Annotated in this window: 16 protein-coding genes; 6 read left to right on the plus strand and 10 right to left on the minus strand. The window is 66.3% G+C overall.

All coding sequences use genetic code 11. The features are described from left to right. Nucleotides 1-29 precede the first annotated feature (29 nt). Both ABW16_RS15690 and ABW16_RS15695 read left to right on the plus strand, forming a co-directional pair. Complete coding sequence (locus ABW16_RS15690) at nucleotides 30-278, plus strand: type II toxin-antitoxin system Phd/YefM family antitoxin (RefSeq protein WP_047320111.1); 249 nt, start codon at nucleotides 30-32, stop codon at nucleotides 276-278. Next, nucleotides 275-655 carry a type II toxin-antitoxin system VapC family toxin gene (locus ABW16_RS15695; RefSeq protein WP_109519627.1) on the plus strand — a complete coding sequence of 127 codons (381 nt, stop codon included), beginning with the start codon at nucleotides 275-277 and terminating at the stop codon, nucleotides 653-655. Before ABW16_RS15690 ends, ABW16_RS15695 begins: the two co-directional genes overlap by 4 nt. A gap of 40 nt (nucleotides 656-695) precedes the next feature. Here ABW16_RS15695 and ABW16_RS15700 read toward each other — a convergent pair whose 3' ends face one another. After that, a complete protein-coding gene (locus tag ABW16_RS15700; RefSeq protein ID WP_047320113.1) occupies nucleotides 696-1727 on the minus strand; it encodes an LLM class flavin-dependent oxidoreductase in 1032 nt (343 codons plus the stop codon). 96 nt (nucleotides 1728-1823) lie between these two features. Between ABW16_RS15700 and ABW16_RS15705 the strand changes: the two genes are divergently transcribed. Continuing rightward, complete coding sequence (locus ABW16_RS15705; RefSeq protein WP_230987460.1) at nucleotides 1824-2024, plus strand: BrnT family toxin; 201 nt, start codon at nucleotides 1824-1826, stop codon at nucleotides 2022-2024. A 53-nt stretch (nucleotides 2025-2077) separates the two neighbouring features. Then, nucleotides 2078-2314, plus strand: a complete 237-nt coding sequence (gene brnA, locus ABW16_RS15710; protein WP_047320114.1) for a type II toxin-antitoxin system BrnA family antitoxin — start codon at nucleotides 2078-2080, stop codon at nucleotides 2312-2314. 15 nt (nucleotides 2315-2329) lie between these two features. Here brnA and ABW16_RS15715 read toward each other — a convergent pair whose 3' ends face one another. The 5 genes from ABW16_RS15715 to ABW16_RS15735 all read right to left on the minus strand — a co-directional run bounded on the left by ABW16_RS15715 (nucleotide 2330) and on the right by ABW16_RS15735 (nucleotide 6179). Continuing rightward, entirely contained in the window at nucleotides 2330-3148 is an 819-nt protein-coding gene (locus ABW16_RS15715; RefSeq protein ID WP_047320115.1) for a uracil-DNA glycosylase, read from the minus strand. Between the two features lie 66 nt (nucleotides 3149-3214). Next, complete coding sequence (locus ABW16_RS15720) at nucleotides 3215-3652, minus strand: MarR family winged helix-turn-helix transcriptional regulator (RefSeq protein ID WP_047320157.1); 438 nt, start codon at nucleotides 3650-3652, stop codon at nucleotides 3215-3217. Nucleotides 3653-3706: 54 nt separating this feature from the next. Further along, nucleotides 3707-4210, minus strand: a complete 504-nt coding sequence (locus tag ABW16_RS15725; protein WP_047320116.1) for a nucleoside deaminase — start codon at nucleotides 4208-4210, stop codon at nucleotides 3707-3709. A 98-nt stretch (nucleotides 4211-4308) separates the two neighbouring features. Then, nucleotides 4309-5196, minus strand: a complete 888-nt coding sequence (cynR, locus tag ABW16_RS15730; RefSeq protein WP_047320158.1) for a transcriptional regulator CynR — start codon at nucleotides 5194-5196, stop codon at nucleotides 4309-4311. Nucleotides 5197-5288: 92 nt separating this feature from the next. Then, complete coding sequence (locus ABW16_RS15735) at nucleotides 5289-6179, minus strand: helix-turn-helix domain-containing protein (protein ID WP_047320117.1); 891 nt, start codon at nucleotides 6177-6179, stop codon at nucleotides 5289-5291. A gap of 160 nt (nucleotides 6180-6339) precedes the next feature. Between ABW16_RS15735 and ABW16_RS15740 the strand changes: the two genes are divergently transcribed. Next, the gene (locus ABW16_RS15740; protein WP_047320118.1) at nucleotides 6340-8292 is read left to right on the plus strand and encodes a hypothetical protein; all 1953 of its coding nucleotides are present in this window, start codon (nucleotides 6340-6342) and stop codon (nucleotides 8290-8292) included. 51 nt (nucleotides 8293-8343) lie between these two features. After that, nucleotides 8344-9711 carry an FAD-binding oxidoreductase gene (locus ABW16_RS15745; RefSeq protein ID WP_047320119.1) on the plus strand — a complete coding sequence of 456 codons (1368 nt, stop codon included), beginning with the start codon at nucleotides 8344-8346 and terminating at the stop codon, nucleotides 9709-9711. A gap of 89 nt (nucleotides 9712-9800) precedes the next feature. Here ABW16_RS15745 and ABW16_RS15750 read toward each other — a convergent pair whose 3' ends face one another. The 4 genes from ABW16_RS15750 to ABW16_RS15765 form a co-directional block, all read right to left on the minus strand. Next, nucleotides 9801-10556 (minus strand): TetR/AcrR family transcriptional regulator, encoded by a 756-nt coding sequence (locus ABW16_RS15750; protein ID WP_230987458.1) that lies wholly within the window; start codon nucleotides 10554-10556, stop codon nucleotides 9801-9803. Between the two features lie 65 nt (nucleotides 10557-10621). Next, nucleotides 10622-11059, minus strand: coding sequence for a hypothetical protein (locus tag ABW16_RS15755; protein WP_047320120.1), 438 nt, complete (start codon nucleotides 11057-11059; stop codon nucleotides 10622-10624). Beyond that, nucleotides 11056-13980: an MMPL/RND family transporter gene (locus tag ABW16_RS15760; RefSeq protein WP_047320121.1), complete on the minus strand. Its 2925-nt coding sequence runs from the start codon at nucleotides 13978-13980 to the stop codon at nucleotides 11056-11058. The genes ABW16_RS15755 and ABW16_RS15760 overlap by 4 nt, the downstream gene beginning before the upstream one ends. After that, a complete protein-coding gene (locus ABW16_RS15765) occupies nucleotides 13977-14438 on the minus strand; it encodes an MmpS family transport accessory protein (protein WP_047320122.1) in 462 nt (153 codons plus the stop codon). The genes ABW16_RS15760 and ABW16_RS15765 overlap by 4 nt, the downstream gene beginning before the upstream one ends. Nucleotides 14439-14498: the final 60 nt, after the last annotated feature.

The following is a 14498-nucleotide window of genomic DNA, read 5'->3' on the forward strand; positions in this document are numbered from 1 at the left end:
GCGAGGTAGCACGTGTGCTACTGTGGGGCATGGAAACCGTTGGCCTACGCGAACTGCGCCAGAACGCCTCCGATCTGGTTCGCCGGGTCGAAGACGGCGAGGAAATCACCATCACCGTGGCCGGTCGGCCAAGCGCCCGGCTCGTGCCCGCCGCACCACGGGCGTGGCGGCGGTGGACCGATATCGCCGAACTGTTCAACGGCCCTGAAGATCCGGCATGGACGGACGATCGTGAGGCGATTGAGCACGCGATAGCCGATCCGTGGACCGCGCGTTGATCGCCATTTTGGACACCAGCGTCGTCATCGCCACCGGCGTCACGCCCCTGCAAGGCGAATTGGCCATCAGCACAATCACTCTGGCCGAGTTACATTTCGGGGTCCTGGTCGCGAAACTCCCGGAGGTCCGCGCCGAGCGGCTGCGTCGCCTGTCGGTCTTGCAACGCAGCTTCGACGCACTGCCGCTCACCGGGAGTGTGGCCGCCAGCTACGGTCAAATCGCCGCGGCGGTCACCGCAGCCGGCCGTCAGCCGCGGGCCCGCTCAATGGACCTGCTCATCGCCGCAACCGCACACGCTCACTCGGCCAGGCTCTACACCCGCAACCCAGCGGATTTCGCCGGCTTGGACAATCTGCTCGAAGTAGTCGCGGTTTAACCGAGCGCGGTGCTTGGGCGATCGGCCGACAGCCGGACGGCTACAGCAGCTCCTTGGCCAGCAGCTCGCAGGTGCGTTCCCGGCCCGGCGCGGTGGCCGGGTCGGTGCCGCGATGTGCCGAGGCGACCGGGTTGATCATCACCTCGTCGACGGCGAACCGCTCCGCGAGCGCTGTGAGTTGCTCGGCCGCTTCGGCCGGAGTGCCGACGACGGCGCGCCGCAGCCCACTGTCGATGATGCGTTGTTCGGAGTCGGAGACCGCTGCCGCTTGCGCGTCCTCGACCAGATCAACGGCCCCCAGCGACCGCCCGGTGCGCAACCGGGCCATCATCTGCAGGTTGGGCAGCATCAACGCCGTTGCCTCGTCGCGGGTTTCGGCAACGGATGCGTTGACGGTCAGAAACGTCGTCGGCTCCGCACACACGTCGCTCGGCGTGAAGTTCTCCCGGTAGTAGGCCAGCGCCTCCTCGGTGCCCTGGCCGGAGAAGTGGTGGGCGAACACGTAGGGCAGCCCCTTGGCCGCGGCCAGTCGCGCCGAATACATGCTCGATCCCAGCAGCCACAGCTGCGGCTCGCCGACGGCGGCCGGGGTGGCCTTGAGCAGGTAGTCGCCGTCACGCAACTGGACCTGCACGCCGCGGCTGCTCATCATCGCCCGTACGTGGTCGAGATAGTCGGGGAAGTTCGCGATGTCTTCGTCGCCCCGGCCGGAGCGCAGCATGACGGAAGTGACCGGGTCGGATCCGGGCGCCCGGCCGATGCCCAAGTCGATGCGCCCGGGTGCGGCGGCCTCCAACAGCGCGAACTGTTCGGCGACGGCCAGCGGGGCGTGGTTGGGCAGCATCACCCCGCCCGAACCGAGCCGGACCCGCGACGTCTGCGCGGCGAGGTAGGCCAGCAGTACCGGCGGGCTGGTAGCCCCCACCGAGGGCATGTTGTGGTGCTCGGCCACCCAATATCTGGTGAATCCGAGGCGGTCAGCGGTTTGTGCCAGCCGCACCGTCGCGGCCAGCGCATCGGCGGTGGACTGGTCGGTACGGACCGGGACGAGATCAAGAACGGAAAGACGCACGTTGGCTACAACGCGCGACACTCGGTATGGCTTCCCACTTCCCTCCCACTCGGCGACGCGCCCCGGTGATGAGTAATTACGGTATAATTACTGCGCGTGTTGGCGTTCGAGTTCGATCCAGCCAAGAGCGCTGCAAACCTGACCAAGCACGGCATCGACTTCGATGTTGCACAGTCCATTTGGTCCGACCCCCGCCGCATCGAAGTGCCGGCACGCACGACGGATGAGCCGAGGTGGATGGCGATCGGGCAGATAGACGGCCGATGCTGGTCCGCGGTATTGACCTACCCGAGATGACCACGTGCGGATCATCTCCGTACGCCGCTCGCGCGAAGGAGAGGCAGCGATCTATGAAAGCTGACGAGTTCGACGAACGATTCGACAACGGCCAGGACATGGCCGCCGCTCTCGACACCGCACGGGCACGCCGCCCGGGCGAGCAGCACCGCCGAGTCAACGTCGACTTCCCGGTCTGGATGATCGCCGAACTCGACCGCGAAGCAACCCGACTCGGAGTCACCCGCCAGTCGCTCATCAAAGTCTGGATCGCGGAGAAACTTGACCACGGCGGTCACACCGCGGCCTGACCGTCGAGCGCCCGGTCAGCCCCTCAATCCCGCCAGCCGAGCCGCGTCGCCAAAGATGTCGTCCAGCATGGCCGGGGTCAGCCGTCCGGTGAACATGTTCTGTTGGCTGGGGTGATAGCAGCCCAGCAGCCGCAGCGCCGGGCCGAGTTCGGCGACCGCTCCGTGGCCGAACTTCGGTTTGGGCTTGGGCACTTGGCCGGCGGCAATCCGCAGCGCGATCTGCCAGGCGAAGCCGCCCAGCGCCACCATCACCCGCACGTGGGGAGCGATCAGTTGCCATTCGGCGTCGATCCACGGCGCGCAGGTGTTGCGCTCGACCGTCGTCGGAGCGTTGTCGGGTGGGGCGCAGCGCACCGGGGCGATGATCCGGATGTCGTTGGCGTGCAGCCCATCCGCGGCGTCGACGCTGGTGGGCTGGTTGACCAGGCCGGCCCGGTACAGCGCGGCGTACAACTGGTCGCCCGACCGGTCGCCGGTGAACATCCGGCCGGTGCGGTTGGCGCCATTGGCAGCCGGGGCCAGTCCGACGATCACGATCTTGGGCTTCGGCGAGCCCCAGCCGGGCACCGGCCGCCCCCAGTAGGGCTGGTCGGCGAAGGACTTTCGCTTGGTGACCGCGACCTGTTCGCGCCAGGTCACCAGTCGCGGGCAGGCCCGGCAGACGCTGATCAGCGCGTCGAGTTCGTCGATCGAGGCGGCTTGGTCGGCCAGCTGCACCACCCGCGCGGCGTCGACGGCCTGCGGCGTTTCCGGGGTTGCCGGGTCACCGGGCCAGCCGGCGCCGGGCGGCACCGGGGAGTCGAACAGCTGACCGGTCCGGGGGTGGTTGAGCATTGGTCTACTGTGCACGCTCTTAGATCCGATGCCCACTCCGGCATGGCGCGGAGGCGCAGGGCCGGCTCAACAGGAACGCGGGTCGGCGCTCTCCGACAAGTTGTCGCGGATCTGCGCATAGGCGTGCGCGAACAGGTCCACGTCGCGCGCACTGAGCAGGTCGAAAAGGTTGCGCCGCAACGTGGCAACGTGCCCGCCCGAAACCGACTCCAGCTTCGCCAGCCCGGAGTCGGTCAACTCGGCGAACCATCCGCGTTTGTCCTCGTCGCACCCGACGCGGCGCAGCCAGCCCGCTCTGGCCAATCGACTCACCGCACCGGTGGTCCCGCTACGGGTCGTGACCGCCGCCTCGGTGAGCTCGCCCATCCGCAACCGGCGTTGCCGCGCCTCGGACAACAGCACCAGAACCTCGAAATCGGCAAAGGTGATCCCGCCGTCGGCGACCAGCTGAACTTCGAGCTCCCGCAACAGCAGCCGGGTGCTGTCCAGGTACCCCCGCCACATCCGCTGTTCGGCTTCACTGAGCCATCGGATCTCTTCCGCCACGACAACCCGTCCCTAATTCCCAGCGGTGGCGACCCCGGAGTACGACAGCGCCCGCCCGTTGCGCTGCTCCCATAGCCGATAGACGTCGACCGCGTCGTCGCGAGAGTCATGCCGCATGGGCAGCCGCCGCTGTTCCCAGGGCTTGGCGAACTCGTCGTAGAAGGTGTTGAACTCGAAGTACTTTCGGTCGTCGACGTAATACGGCTCGTAGGCCTCGCGGGTGGTCAGGAAGACGACCTCGTCCGGCGAGCAGTAGTACAGCGCACCCAGGCACATGGGGCACGGCTGCGCCAGGATGTAGATGGTGGCCCCGGTCAGGCTTTCGGTGCCCAGCGCCGTGCACGCCTGCCGAATGGCGAGGATCTCCGCGTGCGCGGTGGGGTCGTTGGTCTGAGCGACCCGATTCGGGCTCTCGGCCAGAATCGCACCGTCCTTGACGATGACCGTCGCGAACGGACGCCCGCCCTGCTCGACGTTACGGCGGGCAAGCTCAATGGTGTGTTGGGCGAAGTCCATGTCGGCTTCCAGGAAGAGTGTGCGGGCATGCCTGTCAGGCTGCCGCAGCGCCCGCTATAGCGTCCAATACTTGTTTCCGATAAACGCGATAGATGTCGTCAATCGATTTCGCGGGCGATTTCCGCCAGCATCCGGCTGAATGCCTGCGCGGCCGCCGAGTGGTAGGCCGTGGCGCGCACCAGCGCCACCACGGTCCGGGTGGGAAGGCGCGGCACCAGCGGCACCGGATGCAGATCGCGATGCTCGCGGGCGATCGCGTCCGGCAACACGGTGGCCAGCGCGCCACCGCGCACCGAGGCCAGCAGCGCACTGATCGAATTGGCTTCCACCGCGATCCGCGGCGCGACCCCGCGGTCGGTGAAGTAGGCGTCGATCTGCAGCCGGGTGGCGAAGTCGGTGTTGAGCAGGCAGAGCGGCTCGTGGGTCAGCCGGGCAACCGGTAGCGGCGTCGCTCTGGCCGCAAAGGGGTGACCCGGGCCGACCACCAGAGTCAGCGTCTCGGTGAACAGCACGGTGTGCTCGATCCCGTCGGCGTGCGGGCCCGCGAAGGCGATGCCGAGGTCGAGCCGGTCGGCGAGCAGATCAGCCTCGATGCGGTCCTGGGTGTCCTCGCGGACCGAGAGCGTGATGCCGGGATGGGCGGTGTGGAACCGGTGCACCAGCGGCCCGATCAGGTAGGCGGTGAACGTCGGCGTCATCGCCACCCGCAGATGCCCGCGTGACAGGTCCTGTACGTCGTGGACCGCACGTTCGCCGGCGTCGAGATCCCGCAGCGCCAACCGAGCATGCTCCGCATACGCCTCGCCGGCATCGGTCAGCCGTACCGTGCGCCCCGAGCGATCCAGCAGCTCCACGGCCAGCGCGCGCTCGAGCTGCTTGATCTGCTGCGACAGGGTGGGCTGGGAGATGTGCAGCGCCTCGGCCGCGCGGGTGAAATTCCCGTGCTCGGCCACCGCGAGCAGATACCGAATGTGGCGCAGCTCCATCGGCCGACTATAGGTGCCATCGATCGAGATGACGGGCATTACGTCTTGGACGTTATTGCTGGCGATCAGGCGTCGTGGACGGCGGACGGCGGCTAAGAGGACAGTTGCTCTGCGGTCGCCCGGATTTCGCGGATGTAGCGGTCCCGGTCGGCGGCACTCACGTCTCGCCGCAGCGGCCCCAGCTGCAATTCGTAAGTCGCTACGCCCTTTTCAAACACCGGGGCAGCCAGATAGCTGACCGACAGCGGCTGCGTACCGGCAAGTTGCGTTGCGGTATAGGGGTTTCCGTTGACGCCGGTCAGCAGCTCGAAGACCCGTTGGCGCAGCGCGGTGCGGCGTGGATGCTCGGCCAGCAGCTCGACCACCTCGGCAAGCACATCGAGCGCCTCCAGTCCCAGGCCGCCAAGGCCGAACACCACCACGCCGTTGCGGCGCACCTGGTCCAAGGCGTCGTCCAGCACGTCGCGACCGACGTCTTGCGCCGATGCCAGCCACTCCTGCTGGGCCTGCGCATCGCGGTGTGCGACCACGCTGACGCCCACAGGTGCGATCAGTGGCAACCGCACCCCCACACCCACGCCGGCCGGGATGCGCCCGCGGCCGCGAACCAGGGTCAAGAAGCTCAACTCGGTCGGCCCCACCAGCGCCAGTCCGGCCCCGCAGCCGGCCCGCTCGGCCATCTGCTCGATCAGGTGTGCGCCCTGCGTCGACAGCGGCCACAACCGCCGCACCGTCTCGGCGACCCCGATCAGCCCGGACCCCAGGGTGTAGCTGCGATCGGCCCGCCGCGACGCCCATCCCGCCTGCTCCAATGCCAGCAAGATCGACGTCACGGTGGCACGGTTCAACTCCAGCCGCGCCGCGATCTGGGCGACTGAACTGGGCTGTGTCTGCGCGGCCAACAACCCCACGATGGCGACCACCCGATCCGTGGGCGGCGAGCCCGGCCGCTTCTCATCGTCTCGCTCGGCGGGCCCGTCCATCGCCCTCCTCGTGTCTGGCATGCAGAAGATCACCGATCGTACGGGCCTCGGCGCCGACCCTTGTGCACACGTCCACCCAGCGGTAGCGTCCCGTCACATCGTACTTTCAGTTGTCATTCATGTGACAAATAGTTGTCACATCTGACCGCAGAGGAGCCCCATGGCCACCCGATGTACGGAAAGCTCCCGCCGCGCGCTGTGTACCGCCGGACTGGCGGCGGCCGTGGCGGCCGCCTCGGCGGCAATCACGATCCAGCCGGCCCCCCTGACGCGCTCCACCCCGGTGGCGTTGACCTCGGTTTCGGCCGCCGTGCAGCAAGCGATCGACGATCTGCTGGCCGTGATGCAGCAGGCCGCGGCCAACGACGCCGCGCTGCCGTTCGCCACACCCGACGGCGTCGCCATGCTGATGACGGGTCTGCAGGACACGAACTACGAGTTGCTCATGGCCGGGATCTCGCGCGTCACCGAGCTGTTCGACGGATGGTTCTTTCAGTCACCCGAAGTGCTGGCCGGTGACGCCGCCGATCCACGCCAGTACTTCCAGTTCTTCACTCCCGACATCTACTACCACGCGACCGCCGGCCTGGCCCCGGGCGCAACCTACGAGCTGACCGGCCACCTCGGCGGCGGCACCGAAGCATTCGCCATCGCCACCGAACAGATCACCGGCTCGCAGGCCGTCAGCAAGGAGAGCCTGGAACTCGGCACGAACCTGGTGGTCAATCCCGACGGCACCTTCACCGTCTACATCGGCCCCAACGCGCCCAGTGGCGCGGTCAACTTCATCGACGACGACAGTGCCACCATCCAGGGAGCCGCCTCCCTGCTGGTCCGCGACGTGCTGGGCAATTGGGCCAAAGGCCCCAGCGACATCAGCATCCACTGCATCGCCGATTGCCCGCCGTTCTTCGCCATCCCCGAAGGCGGGTTCTTTCCCAGCGACGACACGACGACTCCGCCGAAGATCACTTCGATCGACGACGCGCTGACCACCCTGTTCAGTGCCTTCGCCAAGATCGCCGGGCCGTTCAACACCCAGAACATGGGGCTGGCCCAGATCGCCGGAATCCAGGAGCCCGCCAACACCATGAGCCCGCTGGCCACCGAGACCAGCCTGTTCGCGACGGGGCTGCCCAGTGCGGACGTCTCGGCGGGGAACTTCGATCTGGCCCCCGGTGAGGCGCTGATCGTGAAGGTCCCCGATGTGGCGGCCGCCTACAGCGGCATCGAGCTGATGAACGTCTACGGCGCGGCGCTGCCGTTCACCCTGGCGCAGACCACCCTCAACAACACCACCGCCTACCAGGCCGCCGACGGCTACACCTACTACGTGGTGAGCGCCACCAACCCCGGTGTGGCGAACTGGCTGGACACCGGCGGCGTCGCCAACGGCGAGATCTTCGCCCGCTTCGAAAACCTCACCGCCGGAACCGATCCCACCGGCCTGGAGGTGACGACTCAGGTGGTTCCGGTGGCCGATATCGCCGACTACCTGCCCGGCGACACCCCGACCGTCAGCGCAGCCGAATACGCCGCCGATATGACCCAGCGAGTGCTGTCCTACGACTACGCCCTGGACGTGTCGCGAATGCACGCCCAACCGGCCTGGTTGATCCAGGAAATGCTGTTCTCCGGACTCAAGGGCCTGATCGGCAGCGACAACTACGCGGCGGTGTTCGGTGAGGAACCCGTCACGCCGTTGGCCCTGCGCTTCACCGATGCCCTGAGCCCGGATTGGGCCGCCGTCTGGCACGGGTTCGCCAGCGACCCCCTCGGCAGCCTGGCCGCGGTGGCCAACAATCTGCCGCTGCTGTGGAGCGATATCAGCCTGCCGTTCCAGCTGGCGGGGGCGCAATCGCTGCTGTCGCTGCTTTTACCGGGAGGCTCGCTGCTCGACGACGCCCTGTTCGACCCCAACGGTGGGATCGTCGCCGGGTTGCTCAATGCTCGCGACGACTTCGCCACGACGATCCTGACGGCCAACGACGCCTGGCCCACGGAAGTGGGCGAGCAGGCTGCCCAGCAGTGGGCGAACATGTCCGACTTGGTCGATCAGACTGCGCCGATGGACCTGGGCTCATGGTTCTCGTCGCTGTTCGACGCCGGCTGAGTCGATCCGTCGCGGCGCGGCCGGACCCCGCAGGTCCGTAGGATCACCTGCGTGAACGCCGACGCGCTGGCCCAACTGATCGCCGATCTCCCCGAGGGCATGGTGGTCACCGACCCGACGATCACCGCGGGCTACCGGCAGGACAATGCGCTGGACCCGTTGGCGGGCCAGCCCCTGGCGGTGGTGCGGCCGCTGCGCACCGAAGAGGTGCAGACGGTCATGCGGTGGGCCACCGCGCATCGGGTGCCGGTGGTGACCCGCGGCGCGGGTACCGGCCTGTCCGGCGGCGCCACCGCGATCGACGGCGGCATCGTGCTGTGCACCGAGAAGATGCGCGAGATCAGCGTCGACCCCGTCACCCGCACCGCGGTGTGCCAGCCGGGCCTGTTCAACGCGGAGGTGAAGAAGGCCGTCGCCGCCTACGGACTGTGGTACCCGCCGGACCCGTCGTCGTTCGAGATTTGCAGCATCGGCGGCAACATCGCCACCAACGCCGGCGGCCTGTGCTGCGTCAAGTACGGCGTGACCACCGACTATGTGCTGGGCATGCAGGTGGTGCTGGCCGACGGCACCGCGGTGCGCCTGGGCGGGCCCCGACTCAAGGACGTCGCCGGGCTCTCGCTGACCAAGTTGTTCGTCGGCAGCGAGGGCACCCTCGGGGTGGTCACCGAGGTGACCCTGCGGCTGTTGCCGGCTCAGCCGAAATCGGCTGTGGTGGTGGCTACTTTCGACTCGGTGGCCGCCGCGGCGGAGGCGGTGCTCGATGTGTCCGGGCGGCTGCGCCCGTCGATGCTGGAGTTCATGGACGCGGCGGCGATCAACGCCGTCGAAGATCAACTGCGCATGGGCCTGGACCGCGAGGCCGCGGCCATGCTGGTGGCGGCCTCCGACGAGCGCGGCCACGCGGGCGCCGAGGATGTCGAGCTGATGGCCCGGGTGTTCACCGAGCACCACGCCAAGGAGGTGTTCTCCACCGACGACCCGGTCGAGGCCGAAGGATTCGTGGCGGCCCGGCGGTTCTGCATCCCGGCGGTCGAGGCCAAGGGCCCGCTACTGCTGGAGGACGTTGGGGTGCCGGTGCCACGGCTGGCGGAGCTGATCACCGGTATCGAGAAGATCGCCGCCGAGCGCCGACTGCTGATCTCGGTGATCGCGCACGCCGGCGACGGCAACACCCACCCGCTGATCGTGCACGACCCGAATGATCCCGACCATGTGCAACGCGCCGAGCTCGCCTACGGCGAGATCATGGACCTGGCCCTGGCGCTGGGCGGCACCATCACCGGCGAGCACGGCGTGGGGCGGTTGAAGCGCCCCTGGCTGGCCGAGCAGCTGGGGCCCGACGTGATGGCACTGAACCAACGGGTCAAGGCCGCGCTCGACCCGCTGAACATCCTCAACCCGGGTTCGGGGATCTAGTCGCTTCCTGCGCGAGCGTGCGTATTTCCGGAAATTCGCTCGGTGTGTCGAGCGGGGACACGCACGCTCGCGAAGAGGGCGGTCGATCATTATGGTCGAATTTCCACGGCGGCAAGGAAATTGGCGGTCAAGTGTTCGCAGATGCTGTCGACATCGGGCAGCATGAAGTCGAGCGCGTCGGGGAACGCCGGACGCATCAGCATGTGGATGAGCATGGGTCCGAGAAGTTGCTGGATCAGCACCAGCAGCGGCTGATCCTTGATGCGTCCTGCGCGGACCTCTGCCTCGAACCAGGCTCCGAGCGTGCCCAACATGCGTGGAGCCGTGTAGCGGGTCAGTGACTGCACCGTGGCACTTTCCGGCCGCGAGTACACCTCCGCCAGCATCGCGGGAGCGACACGGGGTTCACGGCTCAGCGCGACCGCTATGGTGCGGTAAATGCCGTGCACTGTGGTACGGAGGTCATCCGGTACGGCGGCAAGATAATCTTCGATGTCGCGGATGGGACTGTACTGGTCGAACACTGCGCGTAGCAGTTCGTCGCGTCCGCCGAAAACGGCGTGCAAACTGAACACCGAGCAGTCGGCGCGCTCGGCAATGCTGTCCAGAGTGGTTGCCGCCAAGCCGTTCTCGCTGATCAACTCGGCGGCCGCGGTAAGTGCTCGCACCCGTACCGGGGGCCGGCCGCCGGGGTCGATGCCGGCGGCACGGACCGCGGCATCGAGAACCCTGCGGGATCCGCCCAACCTGCGAAGTAGCGTGCTGCGGGACATCTGGGCTTCGGCGGCGATTGCGCTGACCGGAACTTCAGCAATGTCGCGTTTGAGTGTCTCGGCGGCGCGCACCGCGGCCTCGATCAGCTCTGGCGCAACGGTTTCCACGGGCTTGGTGGCGGTGTCAGCTTGGCGACTCACAGCACGACCGCGTCCTCTAGGCGCGATTTCAAGCGTGCGACCCTGCTGAACTGTGCCAGCATGTTCAACGAACCCAGCATCGGAAAGCCTCCGATGAACGTCCGGAATGAGGGGTTGCCGCCGTGGACGTCGAGTTCGTGAAGGCAGCCGACGATGTAGAACAGTCCGGCGAAGAAGATGACCGCGGGTATCGCATATGCCAGCGGGGACCGGGCGTCGGCGACCAGTTCGTGCGCGTAGGTGAACTCGTCTTGCGTCAGGGGCTGACGCTTGCGCACTTTGGCCAGCACCGCTTTGTGAGCACCTATTTCTTCGCCGAGTGCCGCCGGAGTCCGATCCTCCAACCGCCTGACGTACACGAGCGCACACCCGGCGAAAACCACTGCCAAAACTGCCGCCAGCACCGTGAGAACACCCCAGAATCCGAAATTCATTGTCCCCCTCCACCGCTGCCGCCCCTGGATGGGCTGACCGTGGACGTGCCCGGATCGTCGTCCTCCCACAGCAATAGCTGCCGTACCGCAGCACGGGAGCCATACGGCTGCAGCATCTGGCTGGCGGGCCGGGGGCGTACCTTCAGCGGCCACCAGAACCAGCGGCCCAGCAGTGCTGCGATCGACGGGGTCATGAACGAGCGCACGATCAGCGTGTCGAACAACAGCCCGAGGGCGATCGTGGTGCCGATCTGGCCCAGCACCCGCAGCTCGGCGAACATAAACGATGCCATCGTCGCGGCGAAGACCAAACCCGCCGAGGTGACTACCGAGCCGGAGCCGGCCATCGCCCGGATGATGCCGGTGTTGATGCCGGCGTGGTATTCCTCCTTGAACCGGGATATCAGCAATAGGTTGTAGTCGGATCCCACGGCCAGCAGCAGAATGACTGCCAGTGCCAACACGATCCAGTACAAGTGGATGCCGAAGATGTACTGCCAGATCAGTACCGAGAGCCCGAACGACGCACCCAAAGACAGGGCGACGGTGCCGACGATGACCAGTGCGGCGATGACGCTGCCGGTGATGAACATCATCACCAGCAGGATCAGGCTCAGCGCGGCGACTCCGGCAATCATCAGGTCATACTTGGCGCCCTCGGCGATGTCCTTATAGGTGGCTGCGGTACCGGCGAGGTAGATCTTGGATCCCGCGAGCGGAGTTCCCTTGACCGCATCCCGCGCGGCATGGCGGATCGCGTCGATATGTGAAATGCCTTCCGGTGTTGCCGGATCGCCCTCATGGGTGATGATCATCCGGGCCGCCTTGCCGTCGGGTGACATGAACATCTTCACCCCCCGTAGGAATTCCGGGTTGGTGAAGACCTCCGGCGGTAGATAGAACGAGTCATCGGTCTTCGCCTCGTCGAACGCTTTGCCCATGGCCGTCGCGTTGTCCAGTCCTTCCGCGGCCTGGTCGTTCAACCCGGAACTGGTCGCGTGGTTCGTCATGCTCAGGTCGCGGTTCTGTTCCTGACTGGCTATCTGGGGCGGGATCAGCGCAAGCAGCTTGGGTTGCAGTGCATCGAGTTTGGCGATGCTCCCGGCGACGTCGTCGAGCTGAGAGGTGAGCACGTCGATTCCGTCGAGCGCGTCGAGCACCGACCGGATGGCCGCGCACGCCGGGATGTCGAAACAGTGCGGTTCCCAGTAGAAGTAGCTGCGCAGCGGGCGGATGAAGTCGTCGAAATTCGCAATTTTATTCCGCAGATCCGTCGCGGTCGCCACCGTCTCCTGGAATGCCTTCGCCTGCTCATCGGTGATGGCGCCGGATTGCTGCTGCAGGAGATATTGCTGGCGCAGGATGTCGATCGAATTGTTGATCACGTCAACCTGTTTGAGCATGTTGGCCGCTTGCGACTCCTGGAAGGGCAGGTTGAGGATCTGCGTCGCGCTGCCGGCGCTGATCTGAAACGGGATCGACGTGTGATCCAGGGGCGTACCCAGCGGACGGGTGATCGATTGGACCTGCGCGACGCCGTCGGTATGGAAGATCGCCTTTGCGACGCGCTCGAGCAGGATCATGTTCGTCGGGTTGCGCATGTCGTGGTCGGCTTCGATCATCAGCAGCTCGGGGTTGAGCCTGGCCTGTGAAAAGTGCCGTTCGGCAGCGGCATAGCCGACGTTGGCCGGGGCGTCGGCCGGCATATAGGGCCGGGTGTCATAGCTGGTTTTGTATCCGGGCAAGGCGAGCAGGCCGATCAGCGCGACCGCGATCGTGGCCACCAGGATGGGTCCGGGCCAGCGCACCAGGGCCGTGCCGATTCGCCGCCAGCCCTGGGTACTCAGCTGCCGCGCAGGCTCGAACAGGCCGAAGTGCCGGCCGACGGCGAGCATGGCGGGCGCCAACGTCAAGGCCGCGACGACAGCGACGAGAACTCCGATACCCGCGGGGACACCGAGCGTCTGAAAATACGGGAGCCGAGCGAACGTCAGGCAGAACACCGCACCGGCAATCGTCAGGCCCGAGCCCAGGATGATGTGTGCGGTGCCGTGATACATCGTGTTGAACGCCGTGACCCGGTCCTGGCCGCCGTAGCGGGCTTCGTGGAAACGGCCGAGTAGGAAGATTGCGTAGTCGGTGCCGGCGGCGATCACCAGCAGTGTCAGAAGATTCGTCGAATACGTCGACAGTTTGATGATGCCGGCGTTGGCCAACACGGCGACGACGCCGCGCGACGCGGTCAGCTCGATCATCACCATGAAGACCACCAGGATCGCTGTGGTGACGCGTCGGTACAACCACAACAGCATCATCAGGATGACGCCGATCGTGATCAGGGTCGTTTTCCACGTGCCCTTGCTGCCGACTTCGAATTGGTCGGTGACCAACGGTGCGGCCCCGGTGACATAGGCCCGTACACCCGGTGGCGGTGGCGTGTCATTGACGATGCTGCGCACCGCGTCGACCGATTCGTTGGCCAGCGATTCGCCTTGGTTTCCTGCGAGATAGACCTGCACCAACGCGGCCTTGCCGTCGTTGCTCTGCGAGCCGGCCGCGGTCAGGGGATCGCCCCAGAAATCCTGAACGTGCTCGACGTGCCGGGTGTCCCGGTTGAGCTTGGCGATCAACCCGTCGTAGTAGTGGTGTGCCGCGGCATCCAAGGGCTGATCGCCCTCCAGCACGATCATCGCCGAACTGTCCGAACTGAACTCCTGGAAAACCGCACCGATGTGTTTGGCGGCCTTCAGCGACGGTGCGTCCTGCGGGCTCAGTGACGCGTTGTTTGCTTCGGCCACCTTCTCCAGTTGCGGTACAAAAACATTCGTCACCATGGCGACGGCGAGCCAGAAGAATACGATCGCCGCGGAGTAGCGCCTCAGCAGGTCCGGGAGCCGACGCCACGAGATCTGCGGGCTCATCCGGACTTGTCCATACAGTAGGTGAAGGCGTGCAAGGTATTGACCGTTCTCTCGTCTTTCACGTCGCCGTCGATCGTGATCCGGCAGCTGATCGAATCGCTGTCGCCTTGGGCCGCAACATTGGCGGCAACAGCCGGTTTCGTCGTCGTCGCGTCGTAGGACCAGGGCAGCACGACAGCGTCGGCGCGTTGCGGCTGCGCATCCACATCCAAATAGGTGATCGTCGCAACCGTCCCCGGCGGGCCATAGACCTCGATGAACACTCGTTTGGGGTTGAACGGCGCAACGTCGTTGGCGAAACCACTAGGGGTAGACACGACGTCGCGGGACGCGAAAATGCCGTGTAGGCGATACACCGTAAGTCCCGCGACGAACACGACGAGCACCGCCGTCAGCAGCTTCCAGTTGCGGCCCAGGTGGCGTACCAGTGAGACCTTCTGACTGTCGCGCGTTGACATGGCGGTCAAATTAGACTGCATTACAGTTTCACACAAGTACTGTGTCAGCGATGCAGGCCA

The sequence above is a fragment of the Mycolicibacter heraklionensis genome (genome assembly GCF_001021505.1).
GTDB classification, from domain to species: Bacteria; Actinomycetota; Actinomycetes; order Mycobacteriales; family Mycobacteriaceae; genus Mycobacterium; species Mycobacterium heraklionense.